The 25,252-nt window shown below is 35.7% G+C and carries 25 protein-coding genes and 5 tRNA genes; 1 reads left to right on the top strand and 29 read right to left on the bottom strand.

All coding sequences use genetic code 11. From position 1 onward, the window contains the following. Positions 1-9 precede the first annotated feature (9 nt). The 18 genes from HMPREF9013_RS03735 to HMPREF9013_RS03815 all read right to left on the bottom strand — a co-directional run bounded on the left by HMPREF9013_RS03735 (position 10) and on the right by HMPREF9013_RS03815 (position 12,297). A tRNA-Ser gene (locus HMPREF9013_RS03735) sits at positions 10-100 on the bottom strand. A gap of 5 nt (positions 101-105) precedes the next feature. Continuing rightward, positions 106-179 (bottom strand) — tRNA-Ile (locus HMPREF9013_RS03740). Positions 180-210: 31 nt separating this feature from the next. Further along, positions 211-287, bottom strand: a tRNA-Met gene (locus tag HMPREF9013_RS03745). Positions 288-290: 3 nt separating this feature from the next. Further along, positions 291-367, bottom strand: a tRNA-Pro gene (locus tag HMPREF9013_RS03750). Positions 368-371: 4 nt separating this feature from the next. Beyond that, a tRNA-Arg gene (locus tag HMPREF9013_RS03755) sits at positions 372-445 on the bottom strand. A 272-nt stretch (positions 446-717) separates the two neighbouring features. Continuing rightward, a complete protein-coding gene (locus HMPREF9013_RS03760; protein WP_006627043.1) occupies positions 718-1,497 on the bottom strand; it encodes a leucine-rich repeat domain-containing protein in 780 nt (259 codons plus the stop codon). Between the two features lie 196 nt (positions 1,498-1,693). After that, positions 1,694-3,190 carry a PTS transporter subunit EIIC gene (locus tag HMPREF9013_RS03765; RefSeq protein WP_006627044.1) on the bottom strand — a complete coding sequence of 499 codons (1,497 nt, stop codon included), beginning with the start codon at positions 3,188-3,190 and terminating at the stop codon, positions 1,694-1,696. Positions 3,191-3,234: 44 nt separating this feature from the next. Beyond that, positions 3,235-4,062: a PRD domain-containing protein gene (locus tag HMPREF9013_RS03770; protein WP_006627045.1), complete on the bottom strand. Its 828-nt coding sequence runs from the start codon at positions 4,060-4,062 to the stop codon at positions 3,235-3,237. Beyond that, entirely contained in the window at positions 4,055-4,522 is a 468-nt protein-coding gene (locus HMPREF9013_RS03775; protein WP_006627046.1) for a PTS sugar transporter subunit IIA, read from the bottom strand. The genes HMPREF9013_RS03770 and HMPREF9013_RS03775 overlap by 8 nt, the downstream gene beginning before the upstream one ends. 297 nt (positions 4,523-4,819) lie before the next feature. Beyond that, positions 4,820-5,407, bottom strand: coding sequence for an HD domain-containing protein (locus HMPREF9013_RS03780; RefSeq protein WP_006627047.1), 588 nt, complete (start codon positions 5,405-5,407; stop codon positions 4,820-4,822). Positions 5,408-5,444: 37 nt separating this feature from the next. Beyond that, positions 5,445-6,536: an ABC transporter substrate-binding protein gene (locus HMPREF9013_RS07545; protein ID WP_006627048.1), complete on the bottom strand. Its 1,092-nt coding sequence runs from the start codon at positions 6,534-6,536 to the stop codon at positions 5,445-5,447. Then, positions 6,511-7,323: an ABC transporter permease gene (locus HMPREF9013_RS07550; RefSeq protein WP_006627049.1), complete on the bottom strand. Its 813-nt coding sequence runs from the start codon at positions 7,321-7,323 to the stop codon at positions 6,511-6,513. The genes HMPREF9013_RS07545 and HMPREF9013_RS07550 overlap by 26 nt, the downstream gene beginning before the upstream one ends. Then, positions 7,323-8,102, bottom strand: a complete 780-nt coding sequence (locus HMPREF9013_RS03790) for an ABC transporter permease (protein ID WP_006627050.1) — start codon at positions 8,100-8,102, stop codon at positions 7,323-7,325. The genes HMPREF9013_RS07550 and HMPREF9013_RS03790 overlap by 1 nt, the downstream gene beginning before the upstream one ends. Further along, positions 8,102-9,676: an ABC transporter ATP-binding protein gene (locus tag HMPREF9013_RS03795; protein WP_006627051.1), complete on the bottom strand. Its 1,575-nt coding sequence runs from the start codon at positions 9,674-9,676 to the stop codon at positions 8,102-8,104. The genes HMPREF9013_RS03790 and HMPREF9013_RS03795 overlap by 1 nt, the downstream gene beginning before the upstream one ends. Before the next feature lie 9 nt (positions 9,677-9,685). Further along, positions 9,686-10,228 (bottom strand): helix-turn-helix domain-containing protein, encoded by a 543-nt coding sequence (locus HMPREF9013_RS03800; protein WP_006627052.1) that lies wholly within the window; start codon positions 10,226-10,228, stop codon positions 9,686-9,688. 145 nt (positions 10,229-10,373) lie between these two features. Next, positions 10,374-10,682, bottom strand: a complete 309-nt coding sequence (gene trxA, locus HMPREF9013_RS03805; protein WP_006627053.1) for a thioredoxin — start codon at positions 10,680-10,682, stop codon at positions 10,374-10,376. A 59-nt stretch (positions 10,683-10,741) separates the two neighbouring features. Then, positions 10,742-11,473, bottom strand: coding sequence for a glucosamine-6-phosphate deaminase (gene nagB, locus HMPREF9013_RS03810; RefSeq protein ID WP_006627054.1), 732 nt, complete (start codon positions 11,471-11,473; stop codon positions 10,742-10,744). An 11-nt stretch (positions 11,474-11,484) separates the two neighbouring features. Continuing rightward, positions 11,485-12,297: an aldose 1-epimerase family protein gene (locus HMPREF9013_RS03815; protein ID WP_006627055.1), complete on the bottom strand. Its 813-nt coding sequence runs from the start codon at positions 12,295-12,297 to the stop codon at positions 11,485-11,487. A gap of 90 nt (positions 12,298-12,387) precedes the next feature. Here HMPREF9013_RS03815 and pta point away from each other — a divergent pair, with 90 nt between their 5' ends. Then, positions 12,388-13,389, top strand: coding sequence for a phosphate acetyltransferase (gene pta / locus HMPREF9013_RS03820; RefSeq protein WP_006627056.1), 1,002 nt, complete (start codon positions 12,388-12,390; stop codon positions 13,387-13,389). Between the two features lie 77 nt (positions 13,390-13,466). On the opposite strand, the gene HMPREF9013_RS03825 is transcribed toward pta, so the two are convergent. From HMPREF9013_RS03825 to malQ, 11 genes are all read right to left on the bottom strand, one after another. Then, positions 13,467-14,021, bottom strand: a complete 555-nt coding sequence (locus HMPREF9013_RS03825; protein ID WP_006627057.1) for a haloacid dehalogenase-like hydrolase — start codon at positions 14,019-14,021, stop codon at positions 13,467-13,469. Next, complete coding sequence (locus HMPREF9013_RS03830) at positions 14,018-15,550, bottom strand: hypothetical protein (RefSeq protein WP_006627058.1); 1,533 nt, start codon at positions 15,548-15,550, stop codon at positions 14,018-14,020. The genes HMPREF9013_RS03825 and HMPREF9013_RS03830 overlap by 4 nt, the downstream gene beginning before the upstream one ends. A gap of 326 nt (positions 15,551-15,876) precedes the next feature. Then, positions 15,877-16,326, bottom strand: a complete 450-nt coding sequence (locus HMPREF9013_RS07555) for a hypothetical protein (protein WP_198002124.1) — start codon at positions 16,324-16,326, stop codon at positions 15,877-15,879. A 110-nt stretch (positions 16,327-16,436) separates the two neighbouring features. Further along, the gene (locus HMPREF9013_RS07560; protein ID WP_006627060.1) at positions 16,437-16,724 is read right to left on the bottom strand and encodes a MerR family transcriptional regulator; all 288 of its coding nucleotides are present in this window, start codon (positions 16,722-16,724) and stop codon (positions 16,437-16,439) included. A gap of 104 nt (positions 16,725-16,828) precedes the next feature. Next, positions 16,829-16,978 carry a hypothetical protein gene (locus HMPREF9013_RS07445; RefSeq protein WP_156780632.1) on the bottom strand — a complete coding sequence of 50 codons (150 nt, stop codon included), beginning with the start codon at positions 16,976-16,978 and terminating at the stop codon, positions 16,829-16,831. 261 nt (positions 16,979-17,239) lie between these two features. Further along, a complete protein-coding gene (locus tag HMPREF9013_RS03840) occupies positions 17,240-18,100 on the bottom strand; it encodes a hypothetical protein (RefSeq protein ID WP_006627061.1) in 861 nt (286 codons plus the stop codon). Between the two features lie 552 nt (positions 18,101-18,652). Next, positions 18,653-20,263 carry a chaperonin GroEL gene (gene groL, locus HMPREF9013_RS03845; protein ID WP_006627062.1) on the bottom strand — a complete coding sequence of 537 codons (1,611 nt, stop codon included), beginning with the start codon at positions 20,261-20,263 and terminating at the stop codon, positions 18,653-18,655. A gap of 9 nt (positions 20,264-20,272) precedes the next feature. Beyond that, positions 20,273-20,557 carry a co-chaperone GroES gene (locus HMPREF9013_RS03850; RefSeq protein ID WP_040333477.1) on the bottom strand — a complete coding sequence of 95 codons (285 nt, stop codon included), beginning with the start codon at positions 20,555-20,557 and terminating at the stop codon, positions 20,273-20,275. A gap of 140 nt (positions 20,558-20,697) precedes the next feature. After that, complete coding sequence (locus HMPREF9013_RS03855) at positions 20,698-22,395, bottom strand: M3 family oligoendopeptidase (RefSeq protein ID WP_006627064.1); 1,698 nt, start codon at positions 22,393-22,395, stop codon at positions 20,698-20,700. Between the two features lie 171 nt (positions 22,396-22,566). Beyond that, positions 22,567-23,730, bottom strand: a complete 1,164-nt coding sequence (locus HMPREF9013_RS03860; RefSeq protein WP_006627065.1) for an ABC transporter ATP-binding protein — start codon at positions 23,728-23,730, stop codon at positions 22,567-22,569. A gap of 4 nt (positions 23,731-23,734) precedes the next feature. Beyond that, entirely contained in the window at positions 23,735-25,237 is a 1,503-nt protein-coding gene (gene malQ / locus HMPREF9013_RS03865) for a 4-alpha-glucanotransferase (protein WP_006627066.1), read from the bottom strand. Between the last annotated feature and the right edge of the window lie 15 nt (positions 25,238-25,252).

Raw genomic sequence — 25,252 nt, forward strand, 5'->3', positions numbered from 1 at the left:
GCTAGATAATGGCGGAGGAACTGGGATTCGAACCCAGGCGCCGATTTCTCGACCTACCGGTTTTCAAGACCGGACCCTTCAACCACTTGGGTATTCCTCCAATAGTGGACCCTGAAGGACTCGAACCTTCGACCGATCGGTTATGAGCCGATAGCTCTAACCAACTGAGCTAAGGGTCCTCCTGTGGTAACACTCTTATCTAAAAAACAATGGTAGCGAGGATGAGATTCGAACTCATGACCTACCGGGTATGAACCGATTGCTCTAGCCAACTGAGCTACCTCGCCACATGGTCGGGATGGCAGGATTCGAACCTGTGACCCCTTGATCCCAAATCAAGTGCACTACCAAGCTGTGCTACATCCCGAAAGCGCGCCGAGCAGGAGTCGAACCCGCAACCTTTTGATTCGTAGTCAAATGCTCTATCCAGTTGAGCTATCGGCGCATATTTATTTTTTAGTGCCTATTCATAGTACCATCGCCCATTATTTTTGGCAAGGGCTTTTTCACTGTTTTTTCAATTGCGACGAAAGCAAGTGATCTATATACAAATGATTTCTCTCATCAAATTTCTTCCCTGAAATATCCAAAACAAATATTAAACTAAACCGTCACTTCTATATCTGTAAGAAAGTTATTAGAATCTCGAACTTATTTCCATTTATAAAATGAAAGCGGAATTCATGGCTAGATACCACAAGTCAAAAATAAAGTTCATTATTTCAGATAAAGTTCCGGTTTATCGATTAATAGTCCATATTTCAAATTAGATAATTGAATCATCTCATCATATAGTTTCTTAACTTCTTTGCATGGACGTAGTGTTAAATGTTCTATATTTTTCAAACTTAAAACAGGTGTGTAATCCTTACTTTTTAAACGGGCTGTTAAAAATCTAAAAAATCTCAACTGCTTCATTTGACACAAAAAATCCAAAGATTTTACGTGAATGTATTGTGGGCCAAACGAATCTCCCTCTATCGAAAGGCTTTCTAATTTTTTAAGTTTGATCAGTGAATCATAATCCTCTATTTTTTGAAAATTCTCTACCGATAAAGCAAGCAGTTTTTCAAGATGCGCAATAGGTTCTATACTTTGAACACTTGCACCGGAACCTAAGTGTAAATATTCTAATTCTGTAAGATTAACCATTTTAGAAATATCTGAATACACACCCCATTTTATGTATAATTTTTTCAGCTTTTTCTGTGCACAAACAGCCTCAAATAATTCTTGTGGCATTCTTGTACCAAATGACAACTCAGTAAAAGTTTCTTTATTCTTTAATAAAAAATCACACCATTCTTGTAAAACTCGTTTTTTTTCTTTTCTTGTTTGGTATTGTGGCGTAAAAGAATCTCCCAACTGAGTACAATTGATCATTAATTGCTTTTCGCCGTGATACTCTGATACTTCTACGACACTTTTCAATTGCGATTCATCTTTATGATAATAATCAAATCCATATTTTATTTGTTTTTCATCTAAAAACGACATGATCCCTCTCCTTTTCAATTTAAAAAATCCATCCATGGATACATGACATCATTATACCTGTTATTCCTTTATCAGGTTTCTAAAAACTCATTTTACTAAGCTGATTATTTTAGTGGCGAATTTATCCCTTATTTTCAGTTTTCATGTCATGATTCAATGACAGTTAAAAATAGCCCTGAGCTTTCAGGGCTATTCTTTATTCATCTAAATTCAGAATTTCAACAATATTATTTTTATAGAGAACCGCTTTTGCACCATAAATAGCTTGAATACCACCATCTACATCCAACACATCGGTTGCTCCAATCTTCTTTAATTTCGCTTTATCCACTTTTGATGAATCCTTAACATTCACTCTTAAACGAGTAATACAAGCATCTACCTCTTCAATATTTGTAGCACCACCTAAAGCTTCAATCACTTCCATGGATTCTTCTTTCAACGAAGACTTCGAATCTACTTTGATTTCTTCTCCTTCTTCTTCACCTCTTCCTGGTGTCATGACATTGAACTTAGTAATGTAGAATCTGAAGAAAAAGTAGTAAAGGGCAGCCCATGCCGCTCCAAACGGGATTTGAAGAAGCCAATTTGTACGAGCATTTCCTTGTAAAATACCAAATAATGTAAAGTCAATGACACCACCTGAGAATGTATTACCGATAGAAATATTAAGCACATCCGCAATGAAAAAACTAACGCCATCAAAGAACGCATGAATCACATATAATAACGGATTAACAAACAAGAACATAAATTCAATCGGTTCTGTAATACCTGTGATAAAGGAAGTTAAAGCCACTCCAATAAATAAACCTTTATATTTTGAACGACGTTCTTTTGGTACACAATGGTACATAGCCAAACAAGCGGCCGGCAAACCAAACATCATAGTTGAAAAACGTCCAGCAAAGAAACGAGTTCCTTCTGTAAACAAACCGACATGATTCGGATCAGCTAATTGAGCAAAGAATATCTTCTGTGCACCGGCAACAGAAATACCGGCAACCGTTTCAACACCACCCAATTCAGTATACCAAAACATTGGATAAATCATGTGATGAAGACCAACCGCCCCACATAGACGCATCAAGAAGCCATATAAGAAAGTACCAATTGGACCGGCCTTTGAAATGTATTGACCAGAAGTCACCAGCAGGTTTTGAAATGGAGGCCAAATCACAAAGAAAATAGCACCAATACCAATTGCCGCAAAGCTAGTGGCAATAGGCACAAAACGAGATCCGCCAAAGAAACCCAATACTTGAGGTAATTGGATATTTTGATATTTATTGTGCAATGTTACCGTAATCATACCAATCACAATAGCTCCAATCACACCCGTATCAATGGCGCTTCCTTTTGGATTGAAAATAGCTAATAAAGCTGCAATCGTAGCTGTCATTACTAAGTATCCAACAACCCCGGCTAAAGCTGCCGTTCCTTTGTCTCTTTTAGCTAAGCCCACACATAATCCAACGCATAACAATAACGCTAAATTAGCAAAGACCACATTTCCGGCAGCCGACATAACTTTGAAAATACCTTGTAATGCCGGATTGGCTAAAACAGGATAAGTCGCTACCGTTGTTGGATTGGAAAGAGCTCCACCAATCCCTAGAAGTAAACCAGCTGCTGGCAAAATAGCAATTGGCAGCATGAATGATTTACCAATTTTTTGCAATGTCTTAAACATACATTCTCTCCTTTCTTTCTGTATTGACATAAGAATACTTATGTTTAGACCAATGGAATACTACGAATAATATTTTCCAAATGAATGCTCAAATAAGCTAGCTCAGCCTCATTTAAGGATAAATCATATTTTTCTTGAACTACTGTAGAAATCTTTTTTGCTAAAGCAAAAGCCCTCACATAACGCTCCTGAATCACTTCTTGCAAATCATTTTGAATCTCACTATGTTCCAAAGACCGTTTAATCGCAAAACGGATATGAGTCATCAAACGTTGGCGAGCATCTTCATATTGTTTCAAATCAATACCTAAATCAGTTTCAATCAAACCTAAAATATCTTGCATCACTTGAAAGCTAAAATTAGTAAAACTTAAATCCTCATGATGCAAAGCCGCATGAATATGCATGCAAAGAAAACCGGCCTCAGATAAAGGAAGATTGATTTTTAAACTTTCATTCACCATCGCCAATGCTTGTTTGGCAAAAGCAAATTCCTTTGGATAAAAATAAGCCGTTTCATCCAAAAAAACATTTTGGACGATCATATTTTCTCGATATCGCTTTACACTAAATTGCAAATGATCCAGTAAGGATACATGAATATTTCGATCAAAATCTTGTGAAAAACATTCTTCCAATTCACGAATAATTTGTTCTGATAGGGATACAATCTGATCTTCGGTTTCACTAATCAATTTTTCATAGCGAGCTAAGTTCTTTAAACCATACAAATTAACAATCCTAGCTTCATCCAAACTATCTCCAGATTTCTTATTAAAACCAATACCGGTTCCGAAGGCAATTAGGTTTCTTTGACTTTCATCCCTACACAAAACCACATTGTGATTTAATATCTTTTCAACCTTAAGCATGATTCACTTCCGCAACAATTTGCCCCTTTTCTACATCCCCATATGGTTGTTTTATAGTCACAGTTGCTGGATTGGTAACTAATACCAAAACATCACTTTCTAACCCTTTTTCTTTTAAAAGAGCAAGATCCATCCGAGAAACCGGTTCCCCCTTTTGAAGCCATTGTCCAACTGAGACTTTTGTTTCAAAGCCTTCTCCCTTTAGATTCACCGTATCAATACCCAAATGAATCAAATATTCCCAACCTTTTTTATCCTTTACGCCAAAAGCATGACCGGTTGGAAAGACCATCGTGACTTCCCCTTCTACTGGTGAAACGACTTCTCCATCATTTGGCAAAACAGCAAAACCTTGACCAACTAACCCTTTTGAAAATACCGGATCGTTTACTTCTTGTAATGGTTTTAAAACACCTGTACAAGGAGCTTCTATTGTCATCTTTTTTGAAAATAAACCCATACTTTCCTCCAAAAATATAAAAGCTCACTAGAAAAATCTAATGAGCTAATGCCTGTTAACCGACAGTAACACGCTTCTTATAGCTTTATAATAACATAAACTTTTTCAAATGAAATAGTTTTTTATATTATTTTTTAGCGGTTTCAACCACACACCTTTGTTATTTTATTTTCACTAATTTCAAAGACAGCATCCGCAAAGTCTTCAGACTTCTCTTCATGACTTGTATAAATTAACAACGCTTCTTGATGTTCTTGTAAATCATCTTTTAAGACATTTTCTTTTTGATTGACACATCTAATTATTGATTACCTCTCTAGTTTGTGCTGCTTCTTTGATTTTTAATAAACTTTCTTGGCGAATAGCTTCTCGTAAGGCTTGTAGATGGTTAGAAAAGGAGGATTCTTGAATACCATAAGTCAATTGCAATTCATATTCTAAAGGGAGCCAAGTTTGAATATCTGAACGATTATGTTGAAAAACAGCCTCTATTTTATCTAAAGCTTTATAAATTTTCGCTTCCATGGTTTTTTGTTCTTCCATTTCTGCATACAAAGATTTCATTCTTTCTTGTGTCGGTGTTGATAGTTGATTCACCCAATCCAATAAAATTGTTTTTTCCTTGATTTGGTCCTTTTCTTTTTTCAAAAAAGTAGGAATATCACCGGTAAAGACTTCTCCTAAATCATGAATAATACACATTTCTATCACTTTTTCCATATCCACATCCGGATAATCTTCTTTTAAAAGAAACGCCATCATTGTCAACATCCAACTATGTTCTGCAACGCTTTCATGTCTTCCTTCTTGCGTATAGCAATGCCTCGTTCTATCTTTTAAACGGATGCTCACATCCATGGCTTGTATCAGTTCATCTATTGTCATAGTCCAATTATAACAAAAAGCGAAGGGATTTCCTTCGCTAATTTTGAACTTTGACTTTCGTCCAAAGATCCGATAATTTTTCTTTCACACCCGGATTATAATGGAATATCTCATCCTTCACATAGCCGGTTCTAGGCTTGTATGCCGTTACGCCTTGATAGTCTCTTTCAGCAATATCATCTTCCACCGATTGAATGACAGGTGTATAACCGACTGCTTCAGAATTGTTTTTTTGAACTTCCTTGGAAGTCATTTCATTAATAAACGCATTCGCCAAAGCCGGGCAACTGGCATTTTTAGGAATAACCATCGCATCTACCCAAATATTCGTTCCTTCTTTCGGTTGAAAATACGCTAAATCTTTATTTTCCGACAATACATAAGCCGCATCTCCAGAATACATTAACGCAATGTCTTTCTTTCGATTAATCATATCATCAATGACTTCATCCGTTACATAAGAAGGCTCCATCGTTTTATTCATTTTTCGTAACCAAGTATAAGCTTTTTGAATCTCTTCATCATTCTTTGTATTCATAGAGTACCCTAAAGCCTTTAAAGCTACCATAAAACCATCTCTTTGGCTATCATAGAAAAAAATCTTTCCCTTATATTTCGTATGATGGAAAATATTCCAACCGAGCTTTTCAACCTCAACAGGATCTACTTTTTTCTTATTGTAGACAATACCAACATTACCCCAAAAATAAGGAACCGCATATTCCAATTTGGGGTCAAACATTTTTTGTTTTTCTAAAAGATTGGAGTTCACATGAGATAAATTCGGGATCAAAGACTTATTTAGCTTTTGAAGTTGATTTTCTTGAATCAATTGTTCGATCATATAATCTGAAGGCACAATCACATCGTATGAATTACCACCCAAAAGTTTGGTATACAACATTTCATTAGAATCAAAAACAGAATATTGCACATGGGCTTTATACTTTTTTTCAAAATTTTTGATGGTATCATCCGCTATATATTCCGATGCATTATACACATTGATTTTATTACAACCATACTTTTGTTTGGCGTCTATTTCTCCTGTTTCTTGTTTTTCATTTCCACAAGCGGTCAATATAGATAAAACCAAAGCAACACTAATCAATTGAACTGTTTTTTTCATTTTTCTTTCCCCTATAATTTCGAATCATTGGTACCACATTAATTAAAATCAATACAATCGTAATGACATAAACAATCAAACTTGATAAAGCATTGATGGTTGGATTCACTCGCTTCACGTTGGAATAAACATAAATCGAAATATTGGAAACTCCAGGCCCCGTCGTAAACAAGGAAATCACAAAATCATCAAAAGACATCGAAAAAGCCACTAAAGCTCCTGCTATAATTCCCCCACTGATTTGTGGCACAATCACTTTCCACATGGCTTGAATGGGCGTACACCCCAAATCTAAAGCCGCATCCGCTAAATTAGGATCTAGTCTTCTCAAACGTGGCGTAATGGATAAAATCACATACGGTATGCAAAAAGCAATATGAGCCAATAACATCGTCATAAAACCGGTTGATAGATTTAAACTTGTAAAAAACAACATGAGTCCAATCGCTGTCACAATTTCCGGATTCAACATCGGTAAGTTATTCACCTGATGAACCATTTCCTTTAAAACTCGATTGGATTTACTTAAACCAATAGCTGTAATCGTTCCTACAATAGTTGAAATAAGTGTCGCCAATAAAGCGATGATCACGGTATACCAAATGGCTTCCATAATGGTTCGATTCGCAAACATTTTGGCATACCATCTTGTCGAAAATCCTGTGAAATTAGACAACGATTTAGAAGAGTTAAAACTAAAAATTAATACATATACGATTGGTGCATAGAAAAAGATCAGTACCAACCACAAATAAATCTTGGAGAAAATTGATGATTTTTCCGGCATTATTCTCCCTCCGTTTCCTTGTCTAAACGACGTGTGATATACATGGAAATTAAAATGATGATCGCCATAATCAAACTAATGGCCGAACCAAAATTCCAATCTCCTGTACTAATGAAATAATCTTCAATCAAGTTACCAATCAAGACATACTGTCCACCGCCCAATAACTTCGGTATAAAAAAACTGGATACCGCCGGTAAAAAAACCAATGTAATTCCTGAAATCACACCGGAAAAGGATAACGGCAAAACAACCCGATAAAATGTTTGTGTTTCATTTGCTCCCAAATCTCTAGCTGCCACCAATAAACTAGGATCAATCTTGGATAAAGAAGTATAGATTTGAAGAATCATGAAAGGTAGAAAATTATATACCATACCCACATACACCTTCAACTCCGGACTCATTCCAATCATAGTCAAAATACCTCGCCAAGCATAGGTACGAACCAACATATTGATCCACATAGGCAACGTCACCAATAACAAAACCAGGGCTTGTGAATTCCCCTTCAACTTAGCCATCGCATAAGCCATCGGATAACCCACCATAATACAAATGATCGTTGTCACAAAAGCCATTTTCAAACTACGCCACATCACTATCGGAAAAATCGGATCTTGAAAAAAACGAATAAAGTGATGCAAAGTAAACTGAAGCGTTAAAACAGAATTTCCTTTTTTTGTGATGGCATAGAACACAATCATTAACATCGGAATGACAATCATAACCGCCATCCAGACTACATATGGATACACCAATCGTCTAAAACTTTTCATTAGTACACCATCTTTTCCATGACATGAATGTCTTCCGGCTGCCACGATAAACCAATTCGTTGCCCTACTTCAATCGCATCGGTCGTTTCTAATTTTAATTCACGACCTTGTGTCGCAAAAGTAATCTTATAATCGCCTTCCTTGATTTCATCCACATCAAAATCATATTTGACGTCCCAAATTTCTACTTTAGAATTATCTTCCATATCCCACGCATAGGCATCCGCCCAACGTACCAAATCTGTATCTAAAGCAACTGATTCTTGTAATTCTTGAACGGTCGTATAAAAATCAAAAGCTTGGATGCCTTCTTGATTGAGTTGATTTTCAGTCGTCTTTGGCTCTACCACTTGAATTTGAATGGTAATACGAGTTCCGTTGCTTGTGCCAAAGGTACAATCATAACTACCTACCTTTTCTTCTACTTGATATTGAACTTCCGTCAAAGAAATATTTTCTTCTTCTCCCTCACGCCAAGCTTGGGCATTGGCACGAGCAATGACTTCTTTATCATTTAAACCGGCGACGTCTTCTAAGTCCATTGAAAAATTAGAAGCGGAAATACGTTCTCCATATTCTTCGTTGATCACATCTCTTTCTTTTGTGACGTGCATAGTGATTGTTTTAGCTGTTCCACTAGCCGTTTCAACAATTACTTCATAATGAACTCCTTTAAATAATACCGACTTAACTTCTCCATTTAATAAGCCTTTATTTCTTGCTACGATATCAATATCTTCCGGACGAATCACAATATCTACTTCTTGATTTGATTCAAAACCATAGTCCGTACAAACATATTTCTTTTCATCAAAACTGACGAGACGATCTTCAATCATCACTCCATCAATGATATTGGAATCCCCAATAAAACGAGCACAGTATTCATTAATTGGCTCATTATACACCGATAAAGGACTACCAACCTGTTCTATTTCTCCTTCACGCATAATCACAATCTTATCAGACATGGTTAGCGCTTCTTCTTGATCATGTGTCACAAAAACAAATGTAATTCCTACTTCTCGTTGAATTTCTTTCAACTCCAATTGCATTTCTTTTCTTAGATTTTTATCTAAAGCGCTTAAAGATTCATCCAGCAATAAAACTTTTGGTTCATTAATTAAAGCTCTGGCAATCGCAATCCGTTGTTGCTGACCACCGGACAAGCGAGTCACATGACGCTTTTCATAACCTTCCAATCCCACCAGACTTAACATACGCATTACTTTTTGATCAATGATATCCTTCGGTTCTTTCTTGATTTTCAAACCAAAAGCAATATTATCGTATACATTCAAATGAGGAAATAACGCATAGTGTTGAAAAACTGTATTAACATCCCGCTTATAAGCCGGCAAAGTCGCAATATCCTCACCATTCATCAAAACCGATCCTCCATCCGGCTCTAAAAAACCTGCAATAATGCGTAATAAAGTCGTCTTTCCACACCCGGAAGGTCCTAATAAAGTAACAAATTCGTTTTCATAAATATCTAAATTAATGCCTTTTAAAACCACTTGTTGTCCAAAGGTTTTGACCACATTTTTAATTTCAATTAATCTTTTTGCCATATTCTCTCCCTAAAATTTCGGTGGCGTTGAAACCCACAATACTTCCGCTGTTTTTTTAGATCTATTTTCAATCCAATGTGCTTCTTTCCCGGTTAAATAAAAACTATCCCCCTTGCGAACCACATATCCCTTTGGATGAGATTGGGTCACCACATGAATTCTCCCATTCAAGACATAGCCTAATTCCTCCCCTTCATGGGGTTCTAAAACCTTTGATTGATAACCCGATTCGATAACCAGACGAATTGGTTCCATCACATTCTTTTGAGCGTTGGGAACAATCCAAAATATTTTCATTCCTTCTTGTTCATCCACAAACGCATCTTCTTCTTGAAAGACAATTTGTTCTTCCACATCTTCTTGAAAAAAGCCACTTAAATTGACCCCTAAAGCCTCTGCTACATCCGCTAAACTTTGAATAGATGGAGAAGTTCTATTTCTCTCTAGTTGTGATAAAAAACCTTTCGTCAATTCCGTTCGTGAGGCTAATTCCTCTAACGTAAGATCATTTTTTAATCGTAACTGTTTTATTCTTGCACCAATATTAATCATATTTTTTCCTTTGTTTGATATTACCAAACAAAAAGATTGGTAATATCAAAAAAGATAATACCAATCTTTCCTTTATTATTCAATGTTTTATCATAAAAAATGATAAATGATCAACAACAAAAAAATCAGGTATTACACCTGATTCCTATAAAGATTGAATCATTTCTTCCAACGCTTCTTTTGGTTTAAATCCTACCGTTGTTTTAACAGCTTGACCATTCTTAAACGCAATCATTGTTGGAATGGACATCACGCCATAGCGCTGAGCAATCTGTGGATGTTCATCTACATTGACTTTCACAAAAGCCACATCACTGATTTCATTGGATAGCTGTTCCACTACCGGACCAACCATCTTACATGGACCACACCAATCGGCATAAAAGTCCACAAATACTTTCTCATTGTCCTTTAAGATTGCATCATATTCAGTTGCATTTTTGATCACATTCATTTCTAGTTCTCCTTTTTGATTTCTATCTTTAGTATGACATAAATCATTTTTCTGACAATTTATTTGCTCAAAAGAGAAGCGGCCGCTTCATCTAAAATAACCGTCACGTCAGCATGATCTTGCAAAACAGAAGCCGGACAAGCCTCACTCTTTTCTCCTTTCAGCATATCCTTAACTGCTTGAGCTTTATTTTCTCCTGTCGCAATTAAAATAATTTTCTTAGCTCTCATAATGGAAGCCAACCCTTGAGTGATCGCCAACGTAGGCACTTGCGTGATATCTCCATCAAAGAAACGAGCGTTATCTTGACGTGTCTGTTCTGTCAATTCCATAACATGGGTTTCACTTTCAAAAGAAGTACCCGGTTCATTAAACGCAATATGACCATCAGAGCCAATTCCTAAAATTTGAACATCTACAGATACCTTCTTTAAAGCTTCTTCATAATCCTGACATTCTTGTTCAGGCGCACTTGTTTCACCATTTGGAACATGGGTATTTTCTTCCTTGATATCAATATGATTGAATAAATTTTCATGCATGAAGGTATAGTAACTTTCCTTATGATTTCTTGGTAAGCCAACATATTCATCTAAATTAAAGCTGATGGCTTTGGCATAAGAAGTACCATTCTTTTGATGATCTTCAATTATTTTCTTATATAAACCTACCGGGCTTGATCCTGTAGCCAACCCTAACACGGGATTTTCCAGATCCATCACCGGACGAAAAACCTCAAAAGCCACTTCTGAAACTGCTTCATAATTTTTTTCAATAATGATTTTAAACATACTTTTTCTCCTTAATCAATTTCAATGGAATAGGAACAATGCCACACACTGTTCTCTTCTAGTTTAATACAACCTTCTCTTTCCTCATAGTCCAAATGTATTTCTGTAAAATCCGTATGTGAATACCAAGGCTCTATACAAACAAAAGGAGCCTCTTTTGACCAATAGGCAATCCATGGATATCCTTCATGACCAACTTTTACAAAGTGCTTACCGTTCGTCAATTTCGACCAAGTACTCTTTGGATTTTCTAAAATAATCGTCTTGCGTAATTCTAATGGGTCTAAAGTAATGTGAGAACTCAAATTCCCGTGAATTTTTTCCGGACATTCTAATTCAATACGATATTCCTGTTGATTTTCTCCTTCTTGAAGCGGACAATTGAAAGCTGGATGTAGGCCAAAATGAAATGGCATGGTTCCTTTGTTTTTATTTTCAATCGTGTAATTAATTTCTAATTTTTTACCCGTTAAAGTATATTCAATCATCAAGCGAAAATGATAGGGATATTGTTTCCAAGTTTCTTCACTGTCTTCCAAAACCATCACAATCCTTTTTTCATCATGGTGCACGCAATGAAAAAGGCTGTTTCTAGCAAAACCATGGTTTCCCATCGTATATGGTTTTTTCTGAATGGTTAAAACACCGCTCCAACTCTTTCCAACCATTGGAAATAATGTTGGATTTCTCCCTGACCAATACTTTGGATCTCCTTGCCACATATACTCCAACCCCGTTTCTTTCGATTGAAAATGATGGATTTCCGATGCTTGTTCACTGATTTGAACTAAAACTGATTGATTTTCAATTGTATATATACTCATAGTCACCTCTTTGTTAGTATACCTTGTTCACCACTAAGCATAAAGAGCAAAGTTGGTTTATAATAACATTACAAAAGGAGATGAAAAATTATGGCATTTATTGATTCCATTAAGGAAAAAGCAAAGGCCGATAAAAAGACCATTGTTTTGCCGGAGGCAGAAGATGAAAGAACGATCCGGGCAGCTGCTAAAATCTTAGAAGAAAATTTAGCTGATTTAATTTTATTAGGGAATGTTGAAACAGTAAAAGAAGACGCCAAAAAGTTAGGTGTGAATATTGATCAAGCAACCATCATTGATCCTAAAACAAGCGATCAATTAGAGAACTATGTGACTATTTTAACGGAACTTCGTAAAGCAAAAGGGATGACAAAAGAATTGGCTCACAAAGCTCTAACAGAAGATAACGCTACCTTTGGTATCATGATGGTCAAAAACAATGAAGCCGATGGGCTGGTTTCTGGTGCTTGTCATTCAACCGCCAATACTTTACGCCCTGCTTTACAAATCTTAAAGACGGCCCCAAATGCTAAATTGGTTTCCGGCTTCTTTGTCATGAGTACTGCGAATAAAGAATTGGGTGAAAATGGTACTTTCATTTTCGCTGACTGTGGATTAAATCAAGATCCAACGGCTGAGCAGCTTGCTTCCATTGGAGCGGATTCTGCCAAAAGTTTTGAATACCTTGTTGGTGGTGAAGCCAAGGTGGCTTTCTTGAGTCATTCCACAAAAGGTAGTGCTAAACATACTTTGGTCGATAAAGTTAGAAAAGCAGCTGAAATTGCGGCTCGGGAATATCGCGATGTGAAATCTGATGGTGAACTACAATTAGATGCCGCCATCATTCCGGAAGTGGCAGCCTTAAAAGCTCCAAATTCCAGCGTAGCAGGTCATGCAAATGTCTTGGTGTTTCCTAACTTAGACGCCGGAAATATCGGTTATAAACTGGTACAACGCTTGGGAAATGCTGAAGCCTATGGACCAATGTTACAAGGAATCGCCAAACCAGTAAACGATTTATCTCGCGGTTGTTCATGGGAAGATATCGTAGGAGTGGTTGCTTTAACGGCCGTTCAAGCTCAACAACACTAATTAAAACCGAAAAAGGAAGAACAAGACTATTTTCTTGCTCCTCCTTTTTTATTCCTTTATACCGGAACATAACTTTTTCACTTTGGCCATGAAACTAATTGGTCTTTTTTTACTAAAAAGGCTTTTTTTGCTAACTTTGCTAAAGGATCATCGCTTAAAGAGTCAGAATAAAACTCTTCTATTTCCCCTTTCGGAAAACACTCATAGAAGCGTCGTACCTTCTCTTTCCCATGACAATTGAGTCCTTCATAGCGACCTGTTTTTTGATGAACGGGAGAAGCCATCGTGTATTGAATATGCAACAAACGCCCAAACTCTTTCACCAAGAATTCAGGGGAAGCCGATATAACCACATCATCTTCTTTTTGTTGATAAAACCCTTTTACATGATCTAAATGACTAATACAAAACTCTCTAGTTGCTTTCATCATATCCGGAACATACACAAATAAATGAAATACCTGTTCTTTAAAGGTTTGTTTTGGAACCATGTGCAAAACAAACCCAAGACCGAACACAAGAATTCTAGGTACATTCAATAAGGTCTTTGGATAATGCCAAAATAAGTAACGAATAAAATCAGCGGTAGAATCTCCAGCATAAATGGTATTATCCCAATCGTAAACGTTCATTTTCCCACCTCCATCGTGCCATCGATCAAATCCGTATACAATCCAGCCGGTACGTGTAAATAAGAAAGAGTATGACCAAATAAAGTAGCGAACACCAAAACCAACTCCAAAACCCATTGACCGATCACCGTCCATTGAAACAATCGATAAATAGCAATAAATGATAATAAATCCGTTAGAGGATTAAAAAGAATTTCAAACCCTAAGGTCAAGGCATTCAATCCACAAATTTTTACCAATAAACCCATAGTCAACGGATTCACAAACCAAATCACCATTAAAATCAACAAAGTCCGAATCCATTTATCTTCTTCTCTTTTATGCGATTGCCACACAAAGATGATAACACCAATCCAACGAATAGCACTTAAAATAATTTCCAGCCAATTGCTATGAATAAAGAAATAATAGTTGACTGGTTTCGCTGTCAAATAATTTAAAAAAGAACGATATAAAGAAGCATTCTCCGGAACTATAAAACGAAGGAACAATGTTCCTAACATCAACAGAATGGGACCAATTAAAAAGAAAATTTTCCGATAGTGATCTAAAAAAAATGTCTCCACATCAATAAGGCAAGCATAAATTTTTTCATGATCTCTCATCTTTAAAACAAACCAATACAACATCATGACCAAAATAAACCCGATGATATTTTTTTGTCCTAGATAACTAGCCAGATACAAAATGAGTGGGAAAATCCAAAAAATCAAATGGTATAAAATTTTTACTTCTTTTCGATACAGACAAAAAATGAAATAAGCTAACAAAAGTTCTCCACTCATTAAAACAAAACCATCTGACACAAACAATCCCGCCAGAATAGTCATTGGTATAAAAAACGGATGCACTACTTCTTCCTGATTGGAAAAAAGTCTATAGAATACAAACAACAAATGAGATACCAATAAGATACGCCAATAATTCATGGATCCAAGTTGTATCAATTGGTGGCTACGAAAAGTGCTAAAAAAGATACCCGCCAACAACACACAGAAACAAAACCATGGATTTTTCAAATGAAAACTATCCACAATATTAAAAATCAACGATCCTAAAAACCAAAGGCTAATCAAAATAATCCATAGTCCAAAAGAAATTTGAACATAACGCAAACTATATTGAAGCGTCTGTTGCCAAAGAGGAAATCCTTGTAATAAAGAAGTATGAATGAAGCTAACTTCTAAACTGGCATACCGCTTCATTAACACCAGTCCTAAGACACAACTGGTTAACACAACCAAAGTCTGCCAACGGAAAAGAAAGTAAACTGTCTTTTTCCATTGCGACCAAAGGGCAAAAATCATAAAACCAATTAAAATAATGCTCCAAAAAAGAAACCAACCAGTCCCAAAGTGAAGACCAATACCAATCAAGAACAGAAACTCTAATATCCCAAAGCTGGCCACAACACCTAATGGAAAGCCATATTCTTTATTTTTACTAAAGTGAAGTACATGTTGAACCCAATGTCCCAAAGCTTCACATAAGATTACTGATACCATACTCACTAATATCCCCAGCGCCATGTTAGTCTCCTTTTTACCTTCCTATTTTAATGGACTTTTTTTGACTTGTCCAAAAAGAGTGAGATTAACTCAGTCTTAAAAACCGAATGGTGATTTCTTCTAAACAGCCAATACGATGAATTGGTTTTCTATTTCTGGATAATTCAGAATTTCTCTGATGAAATCCCCATCTTATAGATAAGCAAAGACTGCATGATACACCCGATAAATTCTTTCTGGTTTTATACTTCCTTTGATATAACTCAATTTTTTATCCGAACTTTGAAACTGTTTGTTTTTAGGCATTAAAAACACCCACCTTTAGTAGTAGAAGCTTATCTATAGCTCTAACCTTTACTACTTAAATATGATTCATTTGCCTTTAGCAATTTTTGATAGTAGTCATCATAGCTTTTACTAAACTTTCTAATCAGGGGAATGGCTATTTCATAATATTTGTTGTCTTTCATAAACTTTTGTAGCTTATCTTGAATTTGTTTCATTAAGCTGTTTTGATATTCTTCACTATTTTTATATTCCTCATATTGTGAAATACTATCACCATTTTCTTTTATCCAATCTTCAACATGTTCAATAGCATTCACCTTAGATTGATTAACTTTTTTTAGCGTTTTCATATCAAAAGTTGAGCTAATGTTATCTACATACTCTTGCTCGTCCTTACTCAATTCAAATGACGGTAGATTATCTAAATAATCCACAAACTTTTCATAGGCTTCTTTTCCATCTTTATCTAACGGTTCATTCAAAAATGGTTGGTATGCCGCAAACAACATCTGCCCAAAATATCCGGGAAATGACCTCTCCAATCTTTCGTAGATGATTTCTTCTGCTTCAATCCATTTGATTTTTTCGTTTATTAATTCCTGACTTTCTCCTTTTACTATTAGTTCAAAAATTTCTTCTTTTTTTCTTCAATATCTAATTGGTGTTGTTTTCTTCTTAAAATGGAAGATAATGAATTTCGATCAGAAAATAAGTACTGTTCTATTTCAGCTATACTCATTCCGATTTTTTTAAATAAGGCTACTTTAGTTAAAATCTCTAAATCTTTCTTGCTATAATCCCTATACCCGTTTTCAAATTTCCGAGGATTGATCAGTCCTTTTTCCTCATAATATTCAAGTGCTTTCCTGGTTAAACCTGTTTTATTTTGAATTTCATTTCTTAACATGGTCTGCCACCTCCTTTATTTAAAAAATAGCACTGTCCCCAATGGGAAAGTCAAGTTTTATATGTACTATAAATCACCATTATCCAACAAAGAAAAATTGCCCTCTACCATTCATCAAGAAATATAGGGTAACCAATTTGAGCTTCTATGCTCATCTTTTCCTGTTGATAGCCCAGCGTATGCAGTAACTCCTGCTTTCCTAACTTTATCAATTTCAGAAACTTTAATTCAAGTTTAATTACTTCTTTTTTCATATACCACCTCCAACATTAGTATTGGGGAATCCATATAGTCCATCTCATCTTTTATTATTGATTCTCCTTAGCTAACATGTATCATTCTTTAAGTTAATTAATAACAAGACACATAGCGTGTCATTTTGTTGACATCTTTGCATTTGAAATAAGTCCCTTCAAATAAAAAATCTAGCTTTTTTAGCTAGATTATTTTTCAATTTTTAAAAAACTTTATTTTAAGCACTTTTGAGCATTTTAAGTGTGTATTCATATATCCATTTAAACATGAATATATCTATATTTCTTTTGAAAATCATCCAAATACTTTACGTTTTTCCCGTAGACAAAGATTCTATAAGCGGTTCTTCCTTTAATATCAAAGCAGGGGATATCGTTTCGCTTGAAAGGAATAAATCGTTCTTGTAACTCTTTTTCTGCCTGTTCAATCTCTTCTTTAGTCCAAGTCCACGCCACCAAATGGTCGTTACTTACTTTGCCCTCAGAAATTTGTTTCATAACATATTGAACAGCCTCTTCTTCCCTGCTAAACGTCTTTTCTATCTCTCTGTTTCCTCTTTCAGAATATCCATAGATATAATTCTTCCCATCCCACTCTAAAAATAAGCCTTCCTTCGCCCTATATTTTCCGATTGAAAAGGAATCAAAAGAGTAATACTCTTTTTCCATAAATTCCACCAAATCATCTATTTTTTTAATTTGATCTGCAATGTTATTTGTCAGAATCCAGCTGATATAATTACCTCTATTTCGGTTGATGCAAGCTGTCGCAAAAGTCATAGGGGCAATGTATACCTCACCTCGATAAGAAGGATCCGTCAAAGTGGGCATCGAGTAATAAGCATTTTTCTTATTTTTCAAATCAATGACCCATTTCCCACCAATGTATTTTCTAAAGGTCTGTCCAATGTAGATTGTCAAACGATCCAAAGTATCTCTATCTTCAATCAAAGCTTGAATGTTAGAATAGTGATTCAGAATCCATCTTTCCAAATCGTCCAATGAAGCTCGTGTATAGTCAAGAATCAAGTGATTATCTTTCGCAAATTCATTTGTAAATTGATCCATCTTATCTGATATATAAAATATCCATTCTTGAAAATCTTCTTGCGTATAAGCCATTTTTTACTCCTTTCATGACTCTTATAACAGCTTGTCCAATACATATACATGCCTATATAGTTTACTTTTTCTATCTCTAGGTTCTATCACAAACATTCATTTTTAACATTTCATTAGTTGTCCACCATAAAGGGATAGATTAGTAAAAAATATCCTGATCCCTTTTAATAGATTTTCTAAGATACACACCACTTGCATATATCACCCGGAAATGGAGGAAAACACATTATTTAGTATACCGCTAAGTGCTATGCCTATTTTTCTTTTTAAGTCCACATCTGTAAAGTCCAATAAACTTTAAAAATCAATCGAAAGATATCCATAAACACATCTAACTGTTTCTATTTTAATCTGAAAAAATAAACATGACCACTCTATTTCTTCCTTTTCTTCTATAGAAAAACACCTCCTATCTCTCTCCAAGTTGACCTCTTTAAGTTAGATGATTCATCTAGCTTTTAAGATCACCTTACTTGTATAGAAGGTGTTTATTCATCTTCAAATCACTATCCTTTTGTAACAGAACAGTTTATTTCATTTTTCCATCATTTTTTAATATTGAGGCATTTGTGGTAAAGGAGATTCTTTACTTGGCAACTCAGCAATCGCCGCTTCTGTTGTCAAGAACAAACCGGAGATACTAGCCGCATTAAGCAAGGCGGAACGAGTCACCTTTGTTGGATCAATAATTCCTGTCTTATATAAGTTTACCCATTCACCATTCTTCGCATTGAAACCAATACCCTTCTTTTCAGATAATTGTTTCTCCAAAATTTCATTACCATCAAAACCGGCATTTTCTGCAATCTGACAAATCGGTGTCTTTAAAGCCTCTAAAACCACATTCACACCACGTTGAACATCCACGACATTTTCCTTAAGATGGCCCCTAACTTCCTTGTAAGCTTCGATTAAAGCTAATCCTCCACCAGAAACCACGCCTTCTTCAACAGCTGCTTTTGTTGCATTTAAGGCGTCTTCAATTCTTAATTTCTTTTCTTTCAATTCCGTTTCGGTAGTTGCCCCAACCTTAATCAAAGCAACTCCATTAGTTAATTTACCTAAACGTTCCTGAAGTTTCTTTTTATCATAATCCGATGTTGTATTTTCAATCGTCTTCTTAATTTCAGACACTCGAGCCTTTACTGCTTTTGAATCGCCAGAGCCATCAATAATTGTTGTTTTGTCTTTGGATACAACTACTTTTTTAGCTGAACCAAGATCGGCTAAGGTTAAATCAGATAGATTTTGATTTAGATCTTTAGAGCAGAAAGACGCTCCTGTCATCACCGCAATATCAGCTAATTGATTCTTTGAATTATCTCCAAAACCAGGTGCTTTTGTCGCTACTACATTGAAGGTACCTCTTAACTTATTGATAATCAAAGTACTCATGACTTCATTATCATAATCTTCCGCAATTAGCACCAATGGTTTATTTACCTTCACCACTTCTTCTAATAAAGGAAGAATTTCTTGAATGGTATTGATTTTTTGGTCTGTTACTAAAATATAAGGACTATCCAAAGAAACTTCCATCTTATCACGATCGGAAACCATATATGGAGAAACATAGCCCTTATCATATTGCATACCTTCGGTCATTTCTAATACCGTTTCAAAAGAGCGAGATTCATCCACATTGATAACCCCATCGTTACCTACTTGAGACATGGCTTGAGCAATAATTTCACCTACTTCTTCACTTCCCGAAGAAATCGTAGCAATATTCTTGATATCCTCATTGGTGGTCACTTGTTTGGAAGCTTTCAATAAAGCTTTCGCCACTTCCTTAGCAGCTCTATCCATTCCTTCTCTCATCAAAACCGGATTAGCTCCTTTATCTACAGCCTTTAAACCGGCATTGATCATGGCTTGTGTCAAAATCGTAGCTGTGGTTGTGCCATCTCCTGCCACTTCATTAGTATTATTCGCCGCTTCATAAACTAACTTAGCTCCCATGTTTTGGAACTTATCCTCTAATTCCACTTCCTTGGCAATGGTCACTCCATCATTCGTAATCACTGGCGATCCAAAGGATTTCTCCAACACAACATTTCTACCTTTAGGACCAAGAGTAATCTTAACAGCATCTGCCAATTGATTGACTCCTTCTACCATTAAATCACGTGCATCTTTTGCGTATTTCAATTCCTTTGCCATAAAATCCTCCTATTCTACAATGGCCAAAATATCTTCAGCCTTAATTAATAAGTAATCTTCATTTTTATCTTTCACTTCGGTACCACTATATTTTTTATAAATAACGTGTTGACCCTTTTTTAAATCAATCGGAATTAGTTTTCCGTTTTCAGTCACACCCGGACCAACTGCCAACACCAAACCATGACTCGGTTCATCACCAGCCTCTTTTGTCTGCAAAACAATTCCAGATGCCGTCATCGTTTCTTCTTTTACTTTTTCTAAAACAACATAGTCTCGCAATGGTTTTAACATAATAGCCTCCTTTAGCACTCTTGCTGCTTATGTGCTAATTAGTAGTTTAACACGATTTTTATCACTGTCAATTCCTTCCCTCTACTTTCTCACCAAAAAAGGATTGAATCATCTCAATCCCTCTTTTTCCTTATTTAAAATTAAAGTTTTGTATCATCAATCTTGGATAAGTAACCATCAATGGCTTTGATAACAGTATCCAAAGTTCCTTCTTTAAATGGTGAAACCAGTCCTCCCGTTTCAACAATTTCCAAGAAGCTTTGTGTACCACCTACCTGACAAATCTTTAAATAATCCTTCCATGTTTTTGGATCGTGATCAATGAACTGACGTTTCCAGAATTGGAAAGCACAAACCTGTGCCAAGGTATAATCAATGTAGTAAAAAGGTGATTGGAATATATGCCCTTGACAATACCACCAGACTCCTCTAGCTAAGAAATCATTTTCTTCATAGTCCATATCTGGTCGATACATTTCATCCAATTTCTTCCATAAGGCTTTTCTTTCTTCCTTACTCATTTCCGGATGGTTATACACTTCGTGTTGAAAATGATCTACCAAAACCCCATAAGGTAAAAATTTCACGGCAGAAGATAAGTGATTATAGCGATATCGATCTGCCTTATCACCAAAGAATTTATCCATATACGGCCACGTCAAAAATTCCATTGACATAGAGTGAATTTCACAACTCTCATACGTTGGCATTACCAAACTGAATGGAACAATATTTCTGGATTGATAACCTTGGAAAGCATGTCCTGCTTCATGAGTCAGCACATCCACATCTCCAAACGTTCCATTAAAATTCGAAAAAATGAAAGGAACCTTATATTCTGGAATAAATTCCATATAACCACCAGCACTCTTCCCCGGCTTTGCTAAAACATCCAATAATTCATTTTCTAACATCATGTCAATGAATTCAGCCGTTTCAGAAGATAACTCATGGTACATTTCTCTTCCCTTTTCCAAAATTTCTTCGGCACTACCCTTCGGATTCGCATTCCCATCTTTAAAAGATAATGACCAATCATAATAATACATATGATCCAATCCCAACCTCTTTTGTTGAGCAAGAGCTAACCGATGGACGAATGGAACAACGGAATGAAGAATCTGTTTTCGATAGCCTTCCACCATTACTTGATTATAATCCAACCGATTCATACGAACATACGCTAATTCTGTAAAACTGGCGTATCCTAATTTCTTCGCAATCGTTGTACGAACCTTGACCATTTTATCAAAAATATCATCAAACTCTTCTTCATGTTCACGAAACCAATTCCAAAAAGCTTCACTAGCTTTTTTTCGAGTAGACCGATCCACCGATTGAGTCATTGGGGTTAATTGAGCAAGAGTATACTTCTTTCCTTCAAACTCAATTTGAGCCGAAGCAATTAAACTGGCGTACTGACTGGATAATTGATTTTCTTGAACCAAATCATCCATCACTTCTTTCGAGAAAGTCTTCAAATTATTTTCCGCCATTAAGAAATAAGGTTTTTTGAACTCTTCTTCTAATTGTTTTAAATAAGGACTTTTTAGTACTTCCCGTTCAAAAGAAACAGTCATTTCTTGCATTAAAGGACTATTTTCATCCCAAAAATCATTTTGAGTTTTATAATACTCATCTTGTGTATTAATAGTAAAACGTGTGTTACAAATAATGGCTAGAGTTTGAAGATGCTTGTTAATATCATCAAATTCTATGAAAGCTTCCCGTGCTTCTTCATAGCTCTTTGCGTTTTTTATTTTCTCAATACAAGCGTTCACGGATTGTTGAGCTTGTTTTAAATCCGGTTGTTCATATTTGAATTCACTAAACTTCATAAAATCCTCCTAATGCCTATTATACATAGGTTTACCAAACAGTTCATTAAAATATTCCTTTCCCTGAATCACTATTTTTATGCATCAACTTTCTTAGATAGAAACAACATTTAAAAAGATCTTTAAAATCAAATGACTCTAAAGACCTTTTTTATCACTTATACCATTTATTTATTGTTTTACTTCTAAATTCATTTTTGTTTCTTTATCAAAAACATGGATAGCATTATTACTAAAATCAAAATACATCGTATCACCAATCTTCATATCATGAGATCCATTTGCATTCATTGTAGGCATGATCACAATCATTTCATTCCCCTCAAAATTCGCATGCAAATGGATTGAACTACCCATCATTTCACTTACTTCAATATTCGCTTGCAAAGCATTTTTATCATCTGTCAATTGAATATTTTCCGGTCTGATACCGATAACGACTTCTTTGTCGGTTATATGATTTGCTCTTAAATTAGCTTGTTTCTGATCAGATAATACAATATCCTTACCACCAATCACAACACTATACTGACCTTGTTCATTTAATTTAAGATGGCCATCAAAATAGTTCATTTGCGGAACACCGATGAATCCGGCCACAAATAAATTAGCTGGAGAATGATAGACCTCTTGTGGCGTTCCGATTTGTTGAATAATGCCATCTTTCATAATGACAATACGATCACCCAATGTCATCGCTTCCGTCTGATCGTGTGTAACATATACGAAAGTTGTGTTAATTCTCTGACGTAATTTAATGATTTCCGCTCTCATTTGATTACGCAATTTTGCATCTAAGTTAGATAAAGGTTCGTCCATAAGCAATACTTTAGGCTCCCGGACAATAGCACGTCCAATAGCCACGCGCTGACGTTGACCCCCAGATAAAGCCTTTGGTTTACGATCCAAATATTCTGTAATACCCAAGATTTCCGCTGCTTCATTGACCCGTCGATCAATTTCATCTTTTGCAACCCTTTGCATCTTAAGTGGAAAACCGATATTTTGGCGTACCGTCATATGTGGATACAGAGCATAATTTTGGAATACCATCGCAATATCACGATCCTTAGGAGCTAAATCATTCACTACCTTTCCATCAATTTCCAACTGCCCCTTTGAAATTTCTTCAAGTCCTGCAATCATACGCAATGTGGTTGATTTACCACAACCGGATGGACCAACCAACACCACAAATTCTTTATCCGCAATCTCCAAATTAAAATCTTGGACAGCTAATACTCCCTCTTCAGTTATTTTAAGATTATTGTTTTTCCTTTTTTTATCCTGATTCGGATAAATTTTAACAATGTTTTTTAATGTGACTGTTGACATACATTTATTTCCTTTCATCCCCGTGAATATAACGTCCGTAAACTTCAGCTAATCGACCCAATCGAATCGCCAAATCCGATCTGAAATCTTCTTTATTGCACCGATACACCCAATTATTTCCAAGAGTCGATGGTATATTAATGCGTGCTTTACTACCTAGACCCAATAAGTCTTGAAACTGAGTAATAGCCAGATTTGCGACACTGGCATATTGAGCTCGTATCACACCCCAATGATATCCTTCTTCTTTTGTTAAGTGGAAGTATTCCTTTGCCCGTTTTACATCCTGTTTGTTAGCTGTTTTCAACCACCCTTGAATCGTGTCATTATCATGCGTACCGGCATATACAACACAATTATAGTTGTACGTATGTGGTAAATACACCGAGTTTGTTTCTCGTGAATCAAAAGCAAATTGTAATACCTTCATTCCAGGATATCCCGTTTGATTTAATAACTCATGAACATCTTCACTTAAAAAGCCTAAGTCTTCCGCCATAATAGAAACATCCCCCAACTTTTCTTTTATAGCTTTAAATAAGTCATATCCGGGGCCTTTACACCATCTACCATCTGAAGCCGTTGAATTTCCAAATGGAATTGCATAGTAGGAAGAAAAGCCGCGGAAATGATCGATGCGTAAAATATCATAAAAACGCAATTGATGTTTCACTCTTAAAATCCACCATTCATACTTGTTTTTCTTCAGATATTCCCAATCAAACAAAGGATTTCCCCATAATTGTCCATCGACCGAAAAACCATCAGGTGGGCAACCTGCCACTTCTATAGGAACATATTCTTTATTGAGCTGAAACAACTTCGGATGACACCATACATCTGCACTATCACCAGAAACATAAATCGGTAAATCTCCAATAATATAAATCCCATGATCCTGCGCATAATTTTTCAGTTTACGCCATTGATCGTAGAATAAAAATTGAATTTTTTTCCAAAATAGCACTTCTTCTTTCAAATCTATCCGTAGTGCTTGTATAGTTGAATCATCCCGTGTACGAATATTTTTTGGCCACTCTTGCAAGGCGATTCCGCCAAGCGATTCTTTAGTAGCCATGTACAATGCGTAGTCCTCTAACCAATAAGCTTCATCCATCACAAATTGATTAAATTCATTCAATTTCTTTTGCGATATACGGTTACATGCTTTTCTTAAAACCTTAAAGCGGTTCTGATAAATAGCTTCGTAATCAATTCTATTTTTTCTCTTTCCCCAGTTGATAGAAGCGTATTCATTTGTCTTCAATAAGCCCTCTTTTTTTAAATCATCCAAGTCAATAAAGTAGGGATTACCGGCAAATGTCGAAAAAGATTGATAAGGAGAGTCTCCATATCCCGTAGGTCCAATTGGTAAAATTTGCCAATACGTTTGTTTAGCTTTCTTTAAAAACTTTATGAATTTACGAGCTTGTTCTCCCATTGTTCCGATACCATAATCTGATGGTAAAGAAGCAATCGGCAATAATACTCCTGCGCTTCGTTTCATGATCAAATCTCCCAC

The organism is Bulleidia extructa W1219 (genome assembly GCF_000177375.1).
Taxonomy (GTDB): Bacteria; Bacillota_I; Bacilli_A; order Erysipelotrichales; family Erysipelotrichaceae; genus Bulleidia; species Bulleidia extructa.

Bases quoted from the DNA above. Each gene is read 5' to 3' on its own strand.
- HMPREF9013_RS03760 (WP_006627043.1), bottom strand. From the start codon at position 1,497: ATGTCGTTTTTAGATGAAAAACAAATAAAATATGGATTTGATTATTAT.
- HMPREF9013_RS03765 (WP_006627044.1), bottom strand. From the start codon at position 3,190: ATGTTTAAGACATTGCAAAAAATTGGTAAATCATTCATGCTGCCAATT.
- HMPREF9013_RS03770 (WP_006627045.1), bottom strand. From the start codon at position 4,062: ATGCTTAAGGTTGAAAAGATATTAAATCACAATGTGGTTTTGTGTAGG.
- HMPREF9013_RS03775 (WP_006627046.1), bottom strand. From the start codon at position 4,522: ATGGGTTTATTTTCAAAAAAGATGACAATAGAAGCTCCTTGTACAGGT.
- HMPREF9013_RS03780 (WP_006627047.1), bottom strand. From the start codon at position 5,407: ATGACAATAGATGAACTGATACAAGCCATGGATGTGAGCATCCGTTTA.
- HMPREF9013_RS07545 (WP_006627048.1), bottom strand. From the start codon at position 6,536: ATGAAAAAAACAGTTCAATTGATTAGTGTTGCTTTGGTTTTATCTATA.
- HMPREF9013_RS07550 (WP_006627049.1), bottom strand. From the start codon at position 7,323: ATGCCGGAAAAATCATCAATTTTCTCCAAGATTTATTTGTGGTTGGTA.
- HMPREF9013_RS03790 (WP_006627050.1), bottom strand. From the start codon at position 8,102: ATGAAAAGTTTTAGACGATTGGTGTATCCATATGTAGTCTGGATGGCG.
- HMPREF9013_RS03795 (WP_006627051.1), bottom strand. From the start codon at position 9,676: ATGGCAAAAAGATTAATTGAAATTAAAAATGTGGTCAAAACCTTTGGA.
- HMPREF9013_RS03800 (WP_006627052.1), bottom strand. From the start codon at position 10,228: ATGATTAATATTGGTGCAAGAATAAAACAGTTACGATTAAAAAATGAT.
- trxA (WP_006627053.1), bottom strand. From the start codon at position 10,682: ATGAATGTGATCAAAAATGCAACTGAATATGATGCAATCTTAAAGGAC.
- nagB (WP_006627054.1), bottom strand. From the start codon at position 11,473: ATGTTTAAAATCATTATTGAAAAAAATTATGAAGCAGTTTCAGAAGTG.
- HMPREF9013_RS03815 (WP_006627055.1), bottom strand. From the start codon at position 12,297: ATGAGTATATATACAATTGAAAATCAATCAGTTTTAGTTCAAATCAGT.
- pta (WP_006627056.1), top strand. From the start codon at position 12,388: ATGGCATTTATTGATTCCATTAAGGAAAAAGCAAAGGCCGATAAAAAG.
- HMPREF9013_RS03825 (WP_006627057.1), bottom strand. From the start codon at position 14,021: ATGAACGTTTACGATTGGGATAATACCATTTATGCTGGAGATTCTACC.
- HMPREF9013_RS03830 (WP_006627058.1), bottom strand. From the start codon at position 15,550: ATGGCGCTGGGGATATTAGTGAGTATGGTATCAGTAATCTTATGTGAA.
- HMPREF9013_RS07555 (WP_198002124.1), bottom strand. From the start codon at position 16,326: ATGTTGTTTGCGGCATACCAACCATTTTTGAATGAACCGTTAGATAAA.
- HMPREF9013_RS07560 (WP_006627060.1), bottom strand. From the start codon at position 16,724: ATGTTAAGAAATGAAATTCAAAATAAAACAGGTTTAACCAGGAAAGCA.
- HMPREF9013_RS07445 (WP_156780632.1), bottom strand. From the start codon at position 16,978: ATGAAAAAAGAAGTAATTAAACTTGAATTAAAGTTTCTGAAATTGATA.
- HMPREF9013_RS03840 (WP_006627061.1), bottom strand. From the start codon at position 18,100: ATGGCTTATACGCAAGAAGATTTTCAAGAATGGATATTTTATATATCA.
- groL (WP_006627062.1), bottom strand. From the start codon at position 20,263: ATGGCAAAGGAATTGAAATACGCAAAAGATGCACGTGATTTAATGGTA.
- HMPREF9013_RS03850 (WP_040333477.1), bottom strand. From the start codon at position 20,557: ATGTTAAAACCATTGCGAGACTATGTTGTTTTAGAAAAAGTAAAAGAA.
- HMPREF9013_RS03855 (WP_006627064.1), bottom strand. From the start codon at position 22,395: ATGAAGTTTAGTGAATTCAAATATGAACAACCGGATTTAAAACAAGCT.
- HMPREF9013_RS03860 (WP_006627065.1), bottom strand. From the start codon at position 23,730: ATGTCAACAGTCACATTAAAAAACATTGTTAAAATTTATCCGAATCAG.
- malQ (WP_006627066.1), bottom strand. From the start codon at position 25,237: ATGAAACGAAGCGCAGGAGTATTATTGCCGATTGCTTCTTTACCATCA.